The 18,913-nt window shown below is 61.2% G+C and carries 17 protein-coding genes; 2 read left to right on the top strand and 15 right to left on the bottom strand.

Translation table 11 applies throughout. The annotated features are described in order from the left end of the window. The 13 genes from FBZ90_RS23200 to FBZ90_RS23140 form a co-directional block, all read right to left on the bottom strand. On the bottom strand, nt 1-526 hold a 526-nt coding region (locus tag FBZ90_RS23200), incomplete at its 3' end, for an IS66 family transposase (protein ID WP_186456002.1). A gap of 96 nt (nt 527-622) precedes the next feature. Next, nucleotides 623-754 carry an IS66 family insertion sequence element accessory protein TnpB gene (gene tnpB / locus FBZ90_RS28765; protein WP_338121755.1) on the bottom strand — a complete coding sequence of 44 codons (132 nt, stop codon included), beginning with the start codon at nt 752-754 and terminating at the stop codon, nt 623-625. Between the two features lie 223 nt (nt 755-977). Beyond that, entirely contained in the window at nt 978-1,412 is a 435-nt protein-coding gene (gene tnpA, locus FBZ90_RS23190; RefSeq protein WP_145735356.1) for an IS66-like element accessory protein TnpA, read from the bottom strand. A 212-nt stretch (nt 1,413-1,624) separates the two neighbouring features. Then, entirely contained in the window at nt 1,625-2,038 is a 414-nt protein-coding gene (gene tnpA, locus FBZ90_RS23185) for an IS66-like element accessory protein TnpA (protein ID WP_186456001.1), read from the bottom strand. Nucleotides 2,039-2,445: 407 nt separating this feature from the next. Beyond that, nucleotides 2,446-6,072: a DEAD/DEAH box helicase gene (locus FBZ90_RS23180; RefSeq protein ID WP_145735354.1), complete on the bottom strand. Its 3,627-nt coding sequence runs from the start codon at nt 6,070-6,072 to the stop codon at nt 2,446-2,448. Beyond that, nucleotides 6,072-6,986, bottom strand: coding sequence for a hypothetical protein (locus FBZ90_RS23175; protein ID WP_145735353.1), 915 nt, complete (start codon nt 6,984-6,986; stop codon nt 6,072-6,074). The genes FBZ90_RS23180 and FBZ90_RS23175 overlap by 1 nt, the downstream gene beginning before the upstream one ends. Before the next feature lie 118 nt (nt 6,987-7,104). Beyond that, complete coding sequence (locus tag FBZ90_RS23170; RefSeq protein WP_186456000.1) at nt 7,105-9,054, bottom strand: S8 family serine peptidase; 1,950 nt, start codon at nt 9,052-9,054, stop codon at nt 7,105-7,107. A 208-nt stretch (nt 9,055-9,262) separates the two neighbouring features. Next, complete coding sequence (locus FBZ90_RS23165) at nt 9,263-10,486, bottom strand: AAA family ATPase (RefSeq protein ID WP_145735351.1); 1,224 nt, start codon at nt 10,484-10,486, stop codon at nt 9,263-9,265. Between the two features lie 539 nt (nt 10,487-11,025). Then, nucleotides 11,026-11,337, bottom strand: a complete 312-nt coding sequence (locus tag FBZ90_RS23160; RefSeq protein WP_211102268.1) for a helix-turn-helix domain-containing protein — start codon at nt 11,335-11,337, stop codon at nt 11,026-11,028. 61 nt (nt 11,338-11,398) lie between these two features. Further along, nucleotides 11,399-12,481, bottom strand: coding sequence for a TniQ family protein (locus FBZ90_RS28880; RefSeq protein WP_145735350.1), 1,083 nt, complete (start codon nt 12,479-12,481; stop codon nt 11,399-11,401). 5 nt (nt 12,482-12,486) lie between these two features. Further along, nucleotides 12,487-13,398 carry a TniB family NTP-binding protein gene (locus tag FBZ90_RS23150; RefSeq protein ID WP_145735349.1) on the bottom strand — a complete coding sequence of 304 codons (912 nt, stop codon included), beginning with the start codon at nt 13,396-13,398 and terminating at the stop codon, nt 12,487-12,489. Continuing rightward, nucleotides 13,395-15,266 carry a Mu transposase C-terminal domain-containing protein gene (locus FBZ90_RS23145; protein ID WP_145735348.1) on the bottom strand — a complete coding sequence of 624 codons (1,872 nt, stop codon included), beginning with the start codon at nt 15,264-15,266 and terminating at the stop codon, nt 13,395-13,397. The genes FBZ90_RS23150 and FBZ90_RS23145 overlap by 4 nt, the downstream gene beginning before the upstream one ends. A gap of 59 nt (nt 15,267-15,325) precedes the next feature. Next, nucleotides 15,326-15,961 (bottom strand): TnsA endonuclease N-terminal domain-containing protein, encoded by a 636-nt coding sequence (locus FBZ90_RS23140; RefSeq protein ID WP_145735347.1) that lies wholly within the window; start codon nt 15,959-15,961, stop codon nt 15,326-15,328. A 25-nt stretch (nt 15,962-15,986) separates the two neighbouring features. Between FBZ90_RS23140 and FBZ90_RS23135 the strand changes: the two genes are divergently transcribed. After that, on the top strand, nt 15,987-16,826 hold the full coding sequence (locus tag FBZ90_RS23135; protein ID WP_338121754.1) for an ATP-binding protein: 840 nt from the start codon (nt 15,987-15,989) through the stop codon (nt 16,824-16,826). Beyond that, a complete protein-coding gene (locus FBZ90_RS23130) occupies nt 16,823-17,401 on the top strand; it encodes a cysteine hydrolase family protein (RefSeq protein ID WP_145735346.1) in 579 nt (192 codons plus the stop codon). The genes FBZ90_RS23135 and FBZ90_RS23130 overlap by 4 nt, the downstream gene beginning before the upstream one ends. 83 nt (nt 17,402-17,484) lie before the next feature. On the opposite strand, the gene FBZ90_RS23125 is transcribed toward FBZ90_RS23130, so the two are convergent. Then, nucleotides 17,485-18,252 (bottom strand): hypothetical protein, encoded by a 768-nt coding sequence (locus FBZ90_RS23125; protein ID WP_145735345.1) that lies wholly within the window; start codon nt 18,250-18,252, stop codon nt 17,485-17,487. Between the two features lie 265 nt (nt 18,253-18,517). Beyond that, nucleotides 18,518-18,880: a hypothetical protein gene (locus FBZ90_RS23120; RefSeq protein ID WP_145735344.1), complete on the bottom strand. Its 363-nt coding sequence runs from the start codon at nt 18,878-18,880 to the stop codon at nt 18,518-18,520. Nucleotides 18,881-18,913 lie beyond the last annotated feature (33 nt).

Genomic DNA, 18,913 nt, shown 5'->3' with positions numbered 1-18,913 from the left:
GCAGGTCTGGGGCGGGCGCTTGGAGGATGGCCTCGCACGTCCGGCAGGAGAGCTTCGGCCGGATGTGGCGGATCACCTTGAGGCGGGCCGGGATCCTCTCCAGCACCTCGGTCACGTCCTCGCCCAGCTTGGAGAAATGCGTGCCGCCGCAGCCGGGGCAGACGTCACCGGGGGAATGGACGACTTCCTCGCGTGGCAGATGCTCCGGCAAGGGACGGCGCACCGGATGGTGCTGGTCCCGCTGGCGCCGTTCCGGGGCCGCGTTCCCGACATCCAGCGACGGCGCCGTCCGGGCGGCCTCGCCTTCCTCCAGGTCTTCCAGCATCAGTTCCAGTTGGGCGATCTGCTGGTCCAGCTTCTCCGACGAGCGGCCGAACTGCATCCGGCGCAGCTTGGCGAGCTGGGCCTTGTACTGCTCGATCAGGAGGCGCGCACCGGTCAGTTCCGCCCGCGCTGTGACCAGTTCGGCCTCGCGTTCGGCGAGCCGGGCACGGAGCTCGGCGATCTCTGCGGCGGCGTCGGTCATGGGGCGGATTCTACCCGAAAACGCCGCCGTCGGCAGGGTGGTGGACAGCATCCGAGTCACTATGACGCGCCGGGGGCCGCACGGGCCCGAGCGCGCTCAGCAGGCCGCGTCCGGTTGCCAAGTGCGCACCGGCGTCCGCCAATCGATCCCTTCCAGCAGCATGGAAACCTGGGCGGCGGTGAGCGCGACCGAGTCCTCCCGGGCCTGCGGCCAGACGAACCGGCCAATCTCTCGTCCGGGCAGCCTGAACTACAAGCGGGGTGGGTCAATTTTGGGTGCATCCAACCCCGATAACTGGGGCACTTTTCCACGCCGGATAACACGTAAAGCGCGCCGTCGTGGGGATCAAGCCTCAGCATCGTCTGCACCTGGGCGGCCAGGCTGTCGAACCCACGGCGCATGTCGGTCGCGCCGCACGCCAGATAGATGCGGACATTGCCCGGAATGCCGATCACGACAGTGCCGCCAAAACCCGGCGCAACGCCGCTTCGCCGACATCGCCGGTGATCCGCAGCCGCACGCCGGTCGGCAGCTCGACCTCGATCATGCCTGCGGCCATGAGCGCTCTCTCCGGCACCTCGGGCACGATGGCCGGTTCGGGCAACGCCGCATCGGCAACGACCGAAACCGGAATGAACCCCGTCAGCTCGCCCGACCGGAACTGCTTGCGCCACGTCGACAGCTGACCGGTGCTGATACCATGCATCCGGCACGTCAGGCTCGGCGACGACCCCGGCGCCACGCTCTGCGCCAGAACCCGCAGCTTCTCCTCGGTACTCCAGCGCCGCCGCCGCTCCGGCCCGCTCAGAACCTCGCCGTGCAGCTTCGAAGTGCTCGTACGAGCACTTCGAAGCGTCTCCTTGTCGATCGCCGTCACGTCGTCCATGCGTCCACCACCCAAGCTGAGCGGCAAGCATGCCCATCAACAACGCCCTGGGAAGGCGCGGCTGCGCTGACGCTTACTCTTTTCTGGCACTGCTCAGGCCCCAACGGCGGCCCGTATCCATCCTGACCGTCTAGTTCCGGCTCCGTTCTATCGAACCGGACAATCTGATCCGCCCATCGCCAGGTAAATCCGCACGCCGGCGGGAACCGTGATCACCGGCCGTCCAGCACATCGGCCAGCCGACGGAGCGTAGCGGGGGCGATGTCCTCGCCGACACGCAGTACCCGGCCGTTGGTGAGCACCACCTCGACCAGGGCGGCCTGCCGCTCAACGGGCGGCCCCGGTGGCTGGGAGGGCAGCACGGCGGGGGACCCCACGCCGGCAGGGGGCGCCGCGTCAACCAGACGCACCGGCACAAAGGACGCCGCTTCAGGGGAGAGTTCGCCGCTCCGGATCTGCCGGCGCCATCGGTAGATCAGGCTGCTGCACACCCCATGGCGCCGTGCCACCGCCGCCACGGTGCCGCGACCGCCACGCGCCTCGCCCACCAGGCGAATCTTCTCCTCCGCCGAATAGGCGCGCCGCCCACCGGCCCCGGTGATGACCTCGATACGTTGGACTGCCACGGTGCAAACCACACTGCTTGCCATGATGCCAAGCCGGCCACACACCCACGCGCCGCCGACACATAGCTTTCAGCACAACAGCCCCCGATCCAACAAGGCAGCCCACAGACGACGCTTACGATCCACAAGGACAATCCCGGATTGCTCAAGCGATGGATCGCGCCCGAATAGCCAGCCTGCGGCCTACGCCGCATGCTTACGGACAAACCGACCTCAGGGAGTTAGAAAAAGTTGGGTGCGTTTGTGCCACCATACCAGAGTATAGGGCAAAGTCGCGTCAGCGGCTTCGCTCGCCCGCTATTCTCTCTTCATGCGTCACAGCAGATTTGGCTTGGCGATAGTCGCATCCACCTCGAATCTGCGCCTGACCCGATAAGCGTTGAATGCTGTGTCGACATAACCGATCCTTATTGCGTGTCGTGTCGGTGCGGCAGATAGGCTTCGCCAATGACACGCCGCTGATCCACGGAAAGCTCAAATCGATAGCGTGACGGCTGGTCATCCCAGTCCGCTGGACGATCGCAATAAGCGACCTCATAACCGGCGGGATCGATCCACTTCAAACCGTTTTCTTTCATCAAGGGGAATACGTTCAACTGATGCACGAGATAGTCGCTATCCGGGCGCACGAGCCTGACATCAAGGGCGATGTCACGAGATACTGGACGCGAGGGGGCCGGTGCCCGCCGCGCCTCCGCCCAGTCGCGGATCCGTCGGGGATCCAACTTGTCGTTCGGCTCCACTTCATCATCCAGATGCGCATAATACTCCTGCGCGTCCGCCTCGGCTTGCATACGATCACGCGCATTGCCACGCGCGAGCAGGAAGGCAACCACCGGATCGAGCGTTCCCCAGTTCACCAATTCTTTGAGCCAGAAGGCAATCCACGGCAAACCACTGCGTGGCCAGTCATCAATAGTAAGCGCATCAACTGGACCGCCGTCCCCCTGATCCATAAGTACACCGAGCAAGCTGCCGAGCCCCCAGTTACCCCGATAGATAAAATTATCTGCGACGAAAGCGAACCAAGGCCCGAGATCTTTTGGCTCGGGCTGTTTCTTGAGACTTATTTTGAGCAGCCACCAGCGCAGCAGCTTCTCCCAATCGGAGAAGGGTTTTTTCTGCCGACCAAACTTGGTCGAGATCCGGAACGCAGGCACCTCACTCAGCATCGCGATCACTTGGCGAACGAACTGGAACCGTTGCTCAGGTGCCCGGTCAGCATAGTCACTGGCAGCCTTCAGCGTTGCGCGGAGTTCCTCAACGTGGTCTAGAAGGATCGATCCAGATCGCGGCGGAAGGCTAGTCTTGTATAGCTGACGCCGCCGCTTTGGATCTGGATAAAGGGAAGTGATCGCACGACCGCGGCCGAGCCAAGTTTGCTGAAGGCGGCCTTCCTCCTTTGCCGCCACATGGGCATAAGTCCGCCGCCAAAGCGTCGACAGTTCCGCCTCCAGTTCAGCTGCGCCGAGACCAGTGGCGCGCAACTGATCGATCTCCTGGATCGCTGCAATTAGTAGTCCGTCGAGCGTGTCCAGCAACGTCTCGGTCTCATCGCCATCGTCGTCGCGGACGACGATAGCCGTTTTCTCCAACCACTCAGCAAATTGGTCGTTATCGTCGCTTTCACTAAGCTCTTTCCAAGCATTGCGAAGCCGCTCGAGGAGAATCGCCAGTGCGCTGTTAGCCGTGCCCCCCTCAACAGACATGTCGCCGGTAGCGGCCAGCTCAGTCGCCTTCTTCATCTGATCGACGAGTTCTTCATAGCCCTCCCAGGTGCGATTCCACACCACCTTCCGACCTAGGCCCCGTCCTTGATATTCCCGCTCGGGAAGCACGACGAGGGCGTTGCCTTCAGTGGCCACGCCAGGCCGTCCGGCGCGGCCAATGAGGTTGGAGAATTCATTGACAGTAAACACGCTGTTGGAGCGGTGGACGCTGGGAATCAACAGCGTATTAACCGGAATGTTAACCCCCTCAGATAGTGTGGACGTGGCGATCACAACTCGGACATTGCCGCGGTCGATCGCTACCTTCAGCCTACGCGCAAGAAGCGCCGGCATCTGCCCGTGGTGCACGGCGATTCCATGGACCAGCAGGCGGTATTCAAACGATTGCTTGGTGAAATAATCCTCAGCTGCGGCGAGGCAGCGCTGCCAGTGCAGGTCTTCGTCCGCGACAGACCAATAATTCGGAAGTGCCACCCCCTGCTTGATCCAAGCCTCAATTAGGTCAGCACAGGTCTCAGCAAACGCACTAATGAACTGAGTCAGCGAGATCATCACCGTTGGGTGAGTGCCATCGGGACGTTCGGCCGCAAGGTGGAGCGCGGCCCAAAGGGTTGGACCACGTAACGACTTCTCCACTCCTAGCGAGCTATCGACACCACCTGGAACGGGTGGGAAGGGGCGGGGAATATACGGGCGGTCGTCCTTTCGCTCGTCTTCGAACTCGAGGGTGCGTCCGTCCATCAAATCATATCGAATATCGAACTGGCCAGCGCGCGTAACTTCTAGCCGGCCAAGCATTTGACGAGTGCTCCGATAGGTGGAGCTGATTGGGCCGTCACCTTCGTCACTTGATAGCCATGATGCGATAGCCGGGGCTGCCTTCGCTGCGACAGCCGAGAGGGCAATGATACGAAAGCCCTTTTCATCTCTGGCATGTAGCAACCGGGCACTGAGTTGCTCGAGCCTCAGCGCACGCGACGTGCCGTCAATGACTGCATCGGTACGTTTTGGATCCTGCTCCACCATATGCGCTTCGTCGATTACGACCAGACGCACTCGATCCAAGAATATCGTCCCGAGATAGCGCAAGAGGGCATCGGCCTTTTCAAACGTGCAAATGACAACAGTCGGCTGATCTATCTTGACCCAGGCGTCTGTCGGCCCCCAATCGGTGCCGCCATAGAGACCAGTTACCACGACTGGCTCCGCAGCAATGCCCCTCATGTCTTCGGCGAATCTTGTCTCGACCTCTGCTGCCAACGCGCGTGAGGGCACCAGATAGAGGACCAAATTATCCGCATGAAATGGATTCGCTCGGGGCGCAAACAGACCCTGGACCGCGCCTAGGGTCGCGATTGTAGTCTTTCCCGATCCCGTGGGCGTGCATAGGACAAAGCTGTCATTGGCTGCAAGTCGCTCAATGCCGTCGCGCTGCCCTGGCCATACCAACGCGCGGCGATTGACAAAGGCGGCGCGTGCAAACTGGATGAGGGCCGCACGGGTGCGCCAATTTACATCGTCGGCGAGCCTCTTGATATGGGGCCAAAGACTCGCGTCGATGAAGCTATGTGCAGAGCCCGCGCACAGTCTCGCAAGAAGATAGGAATAAGGATCGCGGCTGTGCAGGTAACTTTGCGCCAGGGCATCAAGCTTTCCCAGTGCACGATCAACAAGCGCGACCTCCCCGGTACGCAAGTAGGAGCAGATTGTGCCGATGCACATGATGACATGGCGAATAGTAGAGCTTTCAAGATTAATAAACCTCTCCTCACCTTCGCTATCTGCATCGCTTCCGACCCGCAAGACCTGGTCCGCTCCAAGATCATGCTGGACCTTCCAGAACGCCTGAACACCGGACAACGCGGCATCAAAATCGCCGCGTAAAAAGTTCCGAAGAATTGTTGATGAAGCTTCGCCAGCCGGCATGGTCCGTAGATGACCTAGCGCCATAGCGGGATAGCCAGCAACTTGGTAGGCAGCTGCGGACAAAAGATGGATAGGCTCGTCGGGCGGTTTGAGCGAGGCTTGCGAAATCCATTCGAGAACCTCCGCGGCCCGCTTCACAGCTTGCGTCCAGCCCCTCCCACCAGCCAGGGAACGCTCGAGCCAGCCTGCTTCAAGCAGTAAGCATGCCTCATCTAAGCGCGCGGTCAGTTCTTCCTGGCTGAATGTTGCCAGGCCGTCCGCGCCCATGTCGCGACGGGTGCGCTGGCTGTAGAGTTTCGCCTGCAAGGGGGAAAGTGCAAAACCGGCTAAACTTGCCCTAATGGCACCGGCTATAGAGAGAACGGCTTCGCTGGTCATCAGAACCCCCGATAAAGGGTATCGACAAGTTGTTCTAAAGCCTCAAGCTGAAACTCCATCGCGTCGAGCCGACGGCCGGCAGTGTAGGACGCATGCGGGGCATTGGGGGACAACCAACTCACGCGGGTGGCAGGCTGTTTTGGCCAATTACCTACCGTATAGGCAAGACCATCACGCCTTTCGGCCGTTTTAAAGCCCTCTTTGAACAGTTCAAGCAGACGTGCGACCCACGCCTGGGCTTCATCCGTCTTGTAATCCGACAGTAAAGTGATCAGTTCCCGAATGCCGCTAGGCCGGCAAGTGCCTTCGGCTAGCTTATTGTGAGCCTCTGCGATGGTAGTGCTATTGTTCCGGATAAGGCACTTAGCTTCGAGTGCTAGGACATGGGTGATCTTGCCTCCCTGATCGAGTCGGAAAGCCAAAGCATCATCACCTGTGCGGCCCGGCCGCCTCTCAACGACGGCATCGGGATCGTGTACCGCACCTCTCAAAAAGCGCTCGTTGATGAGATCGAGGTGCTGGAACTCTTGATCATGAAAGCGAAACAGAAAAGCGGGGACGCACCAGTCGTTCTCGCCGAACGCTCCAAAATGCTCGACAGCCAGCCCTGCTAAGGTTTCACCAAGATAGCCTTGCAGCGTAATGCGGTTGAGCATGGCAGGATAGTGTGCAGCAGGGTCGTCCGCCGCGTCGGAGAAGGGTGAGAGAGTTTCCTCGAAACCTTTACGGATCCTAGCGCGAGCGTCATCCAACGCTTCCTGCGCATAAGCAATCAACTCATCGCGCACCGCCGCAAAATTAGCGTTCACCTCACGCCACACTCGCAATTCATATTTTCCGTGCGATCCGCTTGACGGTTTAGCGGAAAGCCAATCATTTAATGGATTCAATGCTATACGACGGAAGCGAATCATTATACACCTGTGCAATGATATTTATTTTGGGTTTATTTTACTTTTATTTAATTGCATTATTTCTTAGAGAAACGCCGCTCGTATCAGCGTTATCATACCTCGAGCGCACCGATGTTAGTTAATGACCATCCGCCTCCACATCTAGTTCAGCCACTTCTATCTCTACGCCCGCACTCATCGTAGCGACGAAGTCATCATGGATGTCGGCCGTTCGGTCTGGCGCCTCCAAGGTGAGGACAAAACTGACGGGCACCTCGCGGTTTTGGGTTGAGAACGGATATAGATACCTATCACGCCAATACAGACGCGCGCTAACCCGAAGCTCTGGCCGCCCAAGCTGCGCCTCTACGTTGCGTTCGCTGTAAAACCGCACGGGGTCCCACTTGTGGTCTTCCAGGCGAGCGCGCGCTTCAGCGGTCTCAGGCGGAAGGCCTCCGAAAAGCTTCTTCCAATCCCCGTCGTCAGCAAAATACTCGACCTGTGCTTCAAGCCGCGTGGAGAAATAGTTCGAGCCTCGCATATGCGTCACGGGCTCAAGAACAGCCACCAGCCGAATATGTCCACGCAGCCAGCCATCCTGGGCAATCGATGGTGGCAACCGGATGTCCGACCAGGTGTATTCACCCTTCTCGGTCATTGAGCCCCGCCAGCACAGGGCGACCCGATGCTCGGGTGTTGCCCAAGGGCGCCGTGGCACAACGGGGCTTCCAAAACCCAGCATCTCGTGCAGACGGTCCCGGTCGGCTGTGCTCAGCAACAGAGCTTTCACCATTGAAGGCGAGGGATCGCGCAGCTTTGACCAGGTATGAGCAGCCAGGCGGCTGATGAGGGGTGCCGCGTAGCTGGTCGCCGTCGCATGATCGCCCCCAAGCAGCCGATGGGTCGAAAACCAGCTCAGGTCCGGCTTCAACATCTCTTCCGGGCCCAGGCCCTGCCGAGAAACGGCACAGGGGCCGCCAGGCGCTCCAACAACATCGGCAGCCCGGCCGGCGACCGTTATTCCAGCTTCGGCGTCGGCGGGAGGAGCAATGCGACCGCTCTGCCCACCCTCTTTATTGCCAGCCGATACGACGAACAGGACGCCATATTTACGAGACAGGACAGAAAGCTGGTGTCCGAACTCGCTGACACGGTTTTCATCGCACGCGCGGCGAAGGTTCGCCGACACGTTCCAAACCTTGGTGTCGGGATGCCGGGAAATAACCCGGTCAAGATATTCAAAGAAAGCCGCGATATCCCATTGTGCGGCGATATCGGAGCGAGGGACCGCGGGAACGATGCCCACCCGACAGGGTAACGGGTCCAGTTGGAGCCCGTTGCTCCACTCCTCGGGGTTCCAAATCAGGGCGGCAACACGGTTGCCATGCCGCACGTCAAGCTGACCCTCGGGGAAGAAAGGTTCCTCTCGCCACGCGACGATGGGCTCATAGCGCCTGGCGCTCAGTCCCCCGTCGATAACGCCAACCGTGGGCTCCGTGCCGGTGATGGCCACTTCGATCTCGGGCTCAGGCCCCCACCCGGTGCGCGCGGGTTCCAGCTGAGGAATTGGATCCCAGCGCACGGAAATCCCGTTCGCGCTCGCCTGGAGCATTTCCTCGAACGAGCCGAGGGTTACTGCGAAGCGCAGATAGTGACCAGGCGTCTGAAGCGCTAACGCCCTTTCCGGCATGGACGCCGGCAGGGTGGCGGCTTGAACCTCGTACAGTTCTACGAAGGGCCCGCGGTTACGCAGGACACTGTGGTCTTCCAGCAGAGGGAATGCGGGTGAGAGACCGAGGCCGGCGCCATGGAGGGCAGCGATAATTCGACGGCGGGCCAAATTATGACGGAAGGGAGCCGGCGACAGGACAAAGCTGCGCCGGGCCTGGATTTCCGGGGCAGCATCCCAGACCGCCTTGAGCTTATCCAGAACCGACACGACCTCCGGATGAGGAAGAAGGTCAACGATCCGCGAGACGGTTGCCTTAATCTCGTCCGAAGGATTGGTGAGCCGGTGTAGCAGGCCGTCCTTCGCCGACCGGCTCACCTCGACAATGTAGCCGTCGTCCCACGGCGCGATCATGCTCATGCGCGCATCACGATCTCCGTGGAAAAGTTCAAGCGGCGCCCAGGATGGCGCACCCGCGTCAGGGGCCATCTGAACCCAAAGGAGGGCGCGGCCAGAAAACCACTTCAGCCTGGATGAGGCTGGGTCAAACAGCTCGTTGATCGCTCGTATCAGATGCGCCCGACGCTCTTCGTACTCGGGCTTTATCTGCCTGGGTCCCCAGGATGTGTCAGGCCGTGAGCGCCTTCCCCGGATGGTGAGGCGAAGTAGAGGCTTTTCCGGCACCGTTTGGTTTTCCTGCTCGATGGCTACTTTGAGCTTTACGGGCCTTCAGCGCCGCTTGGACCGTGACGCCGAACACCAGGCTTTCCTCCTTGGAGGTCATAGCGAAGCGCTCACGGCAGTCACGCCGCAACTGAAGCCAATAGTCCGTATCAGCTTTGTCGCTCATAAGTATCCCAGGGCCGCCACTTCGGCAACTAACAACCCCGTCCACAATAGCGGGAAGGTTGATCTCTCGTGCCTCAAGCAGGGCAGCACGCCGCTCGCCTAGGGCAATTGTCCGAACGTCGGCAGCGGATAAACCTTCGGACAGGCGGGCCAGGGCTTGGATATGTTCAGGACCTTCGATTTTCAGATAGTATTTCCACAGATCGATACGCACCGCCTCATTTGGAAGAGAAAGATCGATCTTGTAGGGGAACCGCCTCCAAACAGCCGAATCAAGAAGATGCGGATGATTTGTAGCTGCGATAATTACATTTCGATGGCCAAGACTGTCCAGTGCCTGAAGAAGAGTATTTACCACACGCTTCAATTCACCGATATCCCGGTCATCGTCGCGCTGTTTCGCGACAGCGTCGACTTCATCAAGAAGGAGCACACATGGTTGATCTTGAACGAATTCGAATAGAGACCTGATATTCTTGGCCGTGTCGCCCAGAAGAGAGGAAACTAGGCTGTCCAGTCTTGCGCTAAGCAAGGGAACACCCAGCCTAGCCGCTATGTGGCCCGCAGCCAGGGTCTTCCCGGTTCCAGGCGGGCCGGACAAGATCAAGTTGGTTTGGGGGGCCAGCCCTTCGGCAGCCAGGAGGTCGGCCGCTTTGGCCTCTGCCACGAGGCGCTTCAGGATCCCGTCGACCCGTCCGTCGACAAACAACGGGTCCTTGGGCCAGGGCAGTTCCTCGACCAAAGGGTTTCTGGACTTGCCGTCCGTTGGAAGCGATTTGGGCGTGTTCAGGTCGCGGCGCCCCCTGATGATACGCGCCAGCTGCCCCTGAAGCTTACCCTGATCGTCACCAGCGAAATGGCTCACAAGCCGGCCGCCCACACGCCTGATCGTGGAAAAGTCCGAGTTCAGTCCGGCCTCAATCAGCGCCATTAACTCCTCGGAAATATTGGGGGAGGACTCAGCCACATCGTCGCCAAAAGGCAGTCTTGCAATGTTGCTCATTTTGTCCCTCTTAAACCATTTTTGCGCATGATGAAACCATATTACTAACTTTTTAAACCTTCAATACATGGATTATCGCAAAAACCACCCCCTGGCGCAAACGGCCAAACCCTAATAAGGTTGCGTTTTGGGAGGGTCTGGGATTCCGTTTTGAATCACAATACGCTCAGAAGCCTTGTCCCATAAGGGTCAGATGGGTGTTGACCAGGAGATGGAGCCCAAAAGCGGGGGCACTATTTTCGCCTAATAAAAGATAACGGAATATAAATAAAAGAAAGCCGGGCGCAGCCGACTCAGGGGACCGACCTTGCCGAGCCCACTCAACCTATTCCACCTAAATTGTTGGAAAACTTATCGCTAATCAGATGCGACTGCCACAAAATACAACCACTGGTGTTGATCACCCCACTTTTGCGAAGGATCTCCTGGGCATCAAGGGCGGGTTCCAGGCGCACCACAATCCGAAGGGTCAAGCGCCGGGCACTTCAGCGCTGTCGGCAGGTGCTCCTGCTGCTGGCGCTTGCCCCTGGGCGGCCTGTCTATACGGCGGTCAGTGCCCGATTAACGGCGTCCAGCTCCCGGTCTATCACCGTGAGCAGAACGAGGTCCGAGCCTCTGGGATGGCGCGCGCCGCTCTCCCACTTCTCCAGCGCCGCCAAAGGGAAGCCGTATCGGGCGGCAAATGCCTCCTGGGTCAAGCCTGTCCCTTCCCGAATGGCTCGCACATCGATCCGCTTCCCCACCATGACCACGGTTTCGCGGGCGCCCGCCGCTTCTCCCCGGGCATGGGCCACGGCCTCCTGCAGGCCGACCATGATTTCATTGTGCAGGCTGGGCTTCGTCGTCGCCATGGTGCTGTTTCTTCCGATTGTAAGCACCGATTCCGTAAGTTTTCCAGCGCTTCGACCCAATTTATGGCACGCCACCACCCCATACATACCTATGTAGGCTACGGGTGCTTGGCCGGATGCCGTTCCTGCGAAGATAAGCCACGACTGCGGCAACCTCTCCGTCGGAAGGTTCATAGGACTTACGGTCCATGAACTGTCGAAGGGTCCGGTCAAGCTCATATGGCACCTCCTTGAGGTCCATCAAGACACGCGACCGGGTAACGCCCGCCTCCAAACAGGCGCCCACAAACCGCCAGGGCCAGCCCTCCAGGAGTCGAGACGTCAGCGCCGCCACGGCATGCCGCGGAATTGGCCCCATCCGCTCCAGCTCACTCTCTTCACTAACCTCGCTCGGTCCACCCCAAGTGGTGGCGATCACGCTCCGTAGGCGGCCCCCGGCCGCTCGGCGGGAAGCCAATAGACGCATCACCTGGTGGAGCAGGTCAAAGTAGAGGTGGGACCGCACGAACGTAGCATCTCCCAGCATGGCCCAGCCGCGAGCCAAGATAGCGCTGGTCCTCTGCTGAAGGACCAGCGCGCCAAAGTCCGCTTGAAGGGTTAAAGCAGATGTTAGCGTACCGTCGCAGGCCCCGCACCGCTCGATCGCCTCAGCCCGGTGAGCCATCAGTGCCGCGCCGCAGTGTGGGCAGGCATCATGCATGATGCAACCATGCCGGGGGCAGCAGCTCCAAAGGGCAAGGCGCCAAGTCCGCCGGAGATAGGGTGTGGCGTCTTCCCTCAGGCACAGCGGGCAGAATTGGAAGCCGTGGACCCGCCGGATGCGATGACGGCTCCCGCTATGGAGCACCCATTTGGTGCGCCCCAGCGGCTGCCACTTCTCCACCAGCCAGCCCTCGTAACTGGCCAAGGTGGTCTCGAAAGCCCGTCGGTAAGGGGTGGCCGTCTTCGACGCCATGACAGCCAGCATGCCCTCCGGTACGGAACGGTCAATGTCCTGCCCAAGCAGGCGGCCCCGCTGAAAGGCGAGTTGGCAGAAGCTGTAGCTCCGCAGGCCGTTCCCCTGAGCGGTCCGAAGAACCCAGGAGTATAGGCTCTCGTCCTGCTGCGGCTTGGGGTGGTAGAGCCAATACCGCCCGGACAGCATTGCTGTTACATCACGTCGAGATCGACCACCGTAACACGCCGCTTTGATGGCGGCTGATAGTCGACACGCTCCAGTATTTTGCGGGTGATGCGTTCCTCGCCACTGCGTATGGCCTCGGTAGCCGCACGGCTGACGATGTAGAACATGCCGGCAATCAGCCGCTCACTGCGCTCCAGAATGTAGCCGGCGAGAGCGTCATCCTCCCACAGTCCCGACGGCTGCCGCAGCGGCAGCAGTGACTCAAAGCCGGCCAGCAGCGCCCGGTAGTCCCCGTCATCTTTCCACAGCGGCAGTTGGGCAACCTCATGACGGTTCAGCAGCTGAGCGTCGCTCTGAAGCTGCGATTTTGCCTGGCCCGTGCCCGCGCACACGAAGCTGATCATGAGCGTATCGTCGTTCATGATCGACCGCATCTCCGCGAGGATCTTCATCCGCTCCGCGAACGAAGCCAGGGCCAGGTTGTGGGTCTCGTCCATGATGACGATCCGCGTCCCCGCCATTTTCAGCGCCAGGATGCATTGGTGGCGCTTTATCCGCCGGTGGCTCTTGCGATTGAAGGGGACCGACAACGCATCAAGGATCCACTCGTAGAAAGTCTCCAAGCTGGGGTCGCCGGTGACCTCGATGAACAGGACCGGAATGATCCCCGAATCGCCCTTGGGGTCGTCCACGGCGGGATGCCGACGCAGGAACTCCTTCAACAAGTATGACTTACCGTTGCTGGTGGGGGCCTCCACGATCAGGCATTCCGGCCGCTGCTGGTGCGGGAGCACCAGCAGGTGCTCCAGTTTGGCCATGATCTGCTTGGCGCGCGGGTAGTTCACATACCGCTTCGTCTGGCAGCGGAAGACCCGCTCGGCATTGGAAAGGTCCAGCAGTGGGACCGTTGAGGAATGGAGGTGGGAATAGTCGGTCATGACCACCCCTCCACGTCGATCACCGGCCGCTGCTTGGGCTTACCCTCGGGAGCCGGTTCAGAAACGACGGAAGGAAGCACTTCCTGGCCAACCGGATTAGGAGGTGGCAGTGCCCGCACCGCACCCTTGGCCGGGGCGGGTAGCAATTTGCCGGTCCGCTCCGCCTCCTGGCGGCGGGCGATGGCTTTCCGCGCTTGTTTGACCTTGGCGCCCAGTTCCTCATCTTCCCGGCGAAGCTGTTCCAGCTTGTTGAATATGAAGGCCTCGTTCTCCGCGTCATAGCCTTCCTTCTTCAAGCTGGCCACGGCCCGGTTGACCTCCCAGAGCGGCGCCGGCGTGCTGCGGCCGCTGGCCATGGGCACCTCGTAGTACCGGAAGTTCTCCCGGTCCCATACCCATATCCGGGAAACGTCGTCAGGATTGTGCCGGACGATAACCTTTTCCTTGCGATACCTATCTCGCAGGACGCGCAGGACGGGCCAGTTATACTTGAAGCGGTTTATCATCACCCCGTACTCCTGCAGGGTGCGACGGTCTGCCGGAAGAAAGTCGATCAGGAATCTCTCAGGATCAGCGGGATAAGCCGGTAGGCCCCGGCCTGGGATGGCATCACTGCCGAAAATCCCCTCCTTCCAACGCTGTCGGGGCTCTACCTTCAAGCTGCTGTGCACTTCCCGGTGATAGAGTGCGATCATATGGGCCACCCGGCGTTCAGCCTGCTCCAGGGTGAGGATCGCGTATTTCTCGGGATCGTATCCCTTGCTCCGTTCCCGAATGCTGTTGCCAGTGGCTCCGGGGATTAGCGTCAACCTCCCCATGAGAGTACCGATGAACCGCTCGATGCGCCCACCGTACTCGGGTTTGTCCAGCGGCCGGAACGTATGGTTGATGTCATAATGCTGGCAACCGAGGATCAAGCCGGCGCTATCGAATTCCGCCGCGTTGTCGGTGAACAGCGAATCGGGTTTCCCATACATCTCCCACGGCGTCTCAATCTCCATACGCCGGCAATATTCCGCCTTGGGGAACACGGCATGGTGCAGGGCCATGGCCACAGACAATGTGGAAGGCGGAGACAAGCTGAGACGGAAGCCCAGGATGCACCGGGAATATTCATCGAACACCAGCGTCAGGAACGGACGCATCAGAGCCTGGTGGTGCTCGGGGTCGATAATGAACAAGTCGGCGACCGTGTGGTCGATCTGCACCCGGTGGAGGGGCCATTGCGGCTCCTCGCCGGGCCCATACACCTCCTTGTAGACCTTGTTGGTGACCCCCGGGAGAAGGCGTGCCGCAGCCACCTCACTCGGCGGCCGCGCCTTGATGCGCTTGCTCACCGTGGTGGCGGACGGTGGTGTCTCTCCCGCCAGCAAGCAGGCGTTCTTGACCGCCGCGACCACCTTTTTCAGGGGCTCACGCCGCTTCAGATAATACTCGTCTATCGCCGATTCGACGATCTGGGCCACAGCGGGCAAAAGCCGTGACGGGTACTTTTTCCTCGGGCTGATGTGAGGGATCAGCCTGGTCACCCCACCCTGCCGGCGCCACATGCTGACGAGGTCGTAGAGGTGTGACGTGCTCATCCCCAACTGCGCCGCGTATTCTTCCACCACCGATCGGGGCGGCCGGCTCATTGCCAAGATCTCCTGGATGACCTTCAAGCGCTCCAGCCCCATCGCCAGCCGCTCGGGGGCGATCGACGCCAGGTCGGGCGCAACTGGGGCCTCCTCCGGCGCGCCCTCCGTCCAGACCTTTAGCTGGCCAAGCTCGACCCGAGTCGTCTCCTTGGTGGCCAGGTCCTCCACCACGACGACCTCCAACGACAGCGCACTCACGATCTTGCCGGGCTTTCCCCCGACATCGACCATCAGTCCTTTCCTTGGCTCAAGCCACAGGGCGGATGGAGACGGAACGTTTTGCTCGGTCACTATGTCCTCCACACCACGAAATCCATCCCCAGGGGAAACCGATCGAAGTCACCTGTCAGCCGTCCCTGGACGAGCAGCACCCACATCGCTTGCCAGAACAAGCCGCGCTCCTCGACGTTCGGATATAGGTCCTTGGCCAAGCGCCCGATGGTCCAGGGACCTTCCGCTAAGCCGTTCAGGATTTGCTGGACGGTGTCGGCGTCAGGCTCGACACGGAGGAAGGGCCGGAGCACCCTGAAGTTCTCCGTCCTCAAAGTTCGGATGGCTTTCTCCGTCATGATCCGGAAGCGCATGCCGTTCTGCTTCGCCCATGAGCGCGCGTAGAAGTAGGGCTCCCGATAGCGATCCCAGTTTTTCTTCAGTTCATCCTTGAACTTCACCTCGTAGATCGAGGTCTTGTCGGCGTACCGGACCAGGAAGTCCGGCGTGTACGTTTTTTTGCGGCCGGTACTGTCCACGAACTCCAGGGTGAAGGGTTGTTCCGTGATCTCCAGCACGCCTGGGCGGGACTCCAGCAAGATCAGGAGGTCGCGCTCCAGCTTGGACTCGTAACGCACAGTGTTTTCGCCGTCGCCGGTGACGTGACGCCCGGTATAGCTGCGGTTATTCGGCCCAACTTTGCGACGCCTGACCACCCCGGCCCCCTTCTAGGTTACCCTGATGATGGTAGGGGCAAAAAGCCGTTCCAAACCAGTCGGATTTTTTGGTGTAAATTCCAAACTAGTTGGAAAATTTGGTTCGCACAGTCGGATTTTTTGGTGTTCCGATGACGGGAAACTGCCAATGCCAGTCGGAAAAGATGGTGTTTTTGACAGTGGTGTGCGCGCCAAGCCGGGGGAGATCAGCCTGGCCCACCAGGGCGTCCTGTTCCTGGATGAACTGCCGGAATTCGCGCGCCCCACGCTGGAGGCCCTGCGCCAGCCGCTGGAGACGGGGCGGGCGACGGTGGCGCGGGCCAACGGCCATGTCACCTACCCGGCGCGGGTGCAGTTGGTGGCGGCCATGAACCCCTGCCGCTGCGGCCACCTGGACGACCCGGCCCAGGCCTGCGGCCGCGCCCCCAAATGCGCCGCCGATTACCAGTCCAAGATTTCCGGGCCCCTGTTCGACCGCATCGACCTGCATGTCGACGTTCCGGCGGTGAAGGCGTCGGACCTGTCGCTGCCCCCGCCGCGCGAGACCAGCGCCATCGTGGCCGCCCGCGTGGCCCGCGCGCGGGGCATCCAGGCGGCGCGCTACGCCGCCCTGACGAAGCCAGGCCACCCCACCATCCGCACCAATGCCGAGGCGGATGGCGAACTGCTGGAAAAGGTGGCCGCTCCCGAGGCCCCCGGCCGCGCCCTGCTGACCGAGGCCGCCGACCGCCTGCGCCTGTCCGCCCGCGGCTATCACCGCGTCCTGCGCGTCGCCCGCACCCTGGCCGACATGGAGGGCAGCGACACCGTGCGCCGCGTGCACATCGCCGAGGCGCTGAGCTACCGCCGGGTGGTGGTGCGGTGAACGCTCCCACCCTTCTCCTCATCGACCTGCAACGCGCCATCGACGATCCGCGCTGGGCGGCGGAGGGGCCGCGCAACAATCCGGAGGCTGAGGCCAACGTGGCCCGGCTGCTGGCCGCCTGGCGCTCCGCCGGCCTGCCCCTCATCCACGTGCGGCATGATTCGGTGGAGCCCCATTCCACCTACCGTCCCGACGGACCGGGCCATGCCTTCAAGGAGGAGGCGATGCCGGCGGCCGGCGAGATCGTGGTGGCCAAGCGCACCAACAGCGCCTTCATCGGCACCGGGCTGGACGACCTGCTGCGCGGCCGGGGCATCACCGCCGTGGTGGTGGCCGGGGTCATCACCAACAATTCGGTGGAGGCCACGGTGCGCATGGCCGGCAACCTGGGCTATGCCACCACGGTCGTCAGCGACGCCACCTACACTTTCGCCAAGCGCGACGGCCGGGGCCGGGTGTGGAGCGCCGAAGACGTGCACGCCCTGTCGCTGGCCAACATGGCGGGCGAGTACGCCGCCGTGGCGACGACGGAGGCGGTGCTGGCTGCTCTCCTTCCTGGCCAAGCCAGGCCATAGCTGAGGATCGTCAGCAATGACGCCGAGGGCAGGACGCCTTAAGGACAATGACCATGATGGTCATAATTCCAGAAGGCGCTTCGCTACTCCGGCCGGAACGCCGCCTGGATGACAGGCCCCAGGTCCGCCATCTCCGGCGGCAGACGCACGACCAGCTCGCGCAGGGCCATGTCGTCATCTGGAAACAGTAAGGCGCTGCCGATGATGGGTAGGGGCCCTGGGGTGAGATGGCTGTCCGTGCCCAGGCCCTTTTGTCCGGCCGGCGTCACGAAATCCACCGAGGTGGGGCTGTGGCGCACAACGGTGTCCGTCGGATAGGGCCCCCAGGTGTATTCCGACTTGTCCGCCAACCCTTCGTCGATCACACCCTGGACGTAATCCTTGGCGACGGGAAACAGGCGGGCGGCGATCTTCGCCACCTCGAACCGGCCGGACGTGTCGCCGTCCAGCCAGACCAGTTGCAGGGCCGGGCCCTGGATATGCTCGACCGCCTTGATCAGCTCGCGGCTGGTGAGGGGGTTGGCCGTCACCAGCAGTTGGGAGCCGTTGGAACCGTAGAGGGCCAAGCAGTGCCAACCCTTGGGGGCGAAGCTGCCGATGCCACCGGCGTCATCCGGTCCCGCATAATAGGCCAAGCGCCCCGCCGCCTTGGCGGCCAGCGCGGGGGGCAAGGACGGAACGGTCCCCTTCCGGGGCGCGGCCTGCGGCCCCATCTGGCCATCGGCGGGGCAACCGACAAAGGGGATGCCGGCGGCCACGGCGGGTTTCAGGGTGAATGCCGCCCCCATGACCAGGGCGCAGCAAAGGAACCGGCGCAGAGCGGCGGCAGACAGGATGAATGACGCGGGCATGGGGGGATGGCCTGATTTCAAAGGGTCCGACACAGCCAAACATGGCACCGGCCAACCACTCCCTCAAGCTCGGCGGATAGCGCGGAATGACGCAGAGAGGGCGAGCGGAAGACGTGCATACCCTGTCGCTGGCCCAATATGGAGGGTGAGTACGCCACCGTGGTGACGACGGAGGCGGTGCGGGCGGAACTCACGTTACATGCCGCGAACACATTGCGCCATGTCACATGGCGTCAGCCCGCGATAGGCCATTCGGACTGAGGACTCAATAGCCGGGAGCGTAGACCTCTGACAAATCCTCGGTTTTGTCCCAAATCGTACAGGTCCCCCGCCCCACCACGGTCAGGAGCGTACCCTGCGCCTGCGCCGTAAAGAGTTGGGCGATTTGGGCCTTTCCTATGTCCGTGGTAGGATCGATGGCAAGACTTGAGGTGACCGTGGCACAAGAGGGTCGGTCAGGCAGCACTTTATCAAATTCGACAACGAAAATGCCTTCCCGCCCCCTGAGATTGCCGACGTCCGCACTGCTGATCCGAACAATTTTCGTGCCACTGATCGAGCCTGCCCAAGTGGGGAAAGTGGAAAAAACCGCCATCCAACATGCTGAGAAAAAGAGAAAAAATCTCATTATATCCCCCATAAATAAAATAATGAGGCAATC

This window comes from Nitrospirillum pindoramense, from assembly GCF_007827955.1.
Classification (GTDB): Bacteria; Pseudomonadota; Alphaproteobacteria; order Azospirillales; family Azospirillaceae; genus Nitrospirillum; species Nitrospirillum amazonense_B.
The sequence above is the reverse complement of the archived record's forward strand: the minus strand, read 5'-3'. Positions and strand labels throughout refer to the sequence as shown.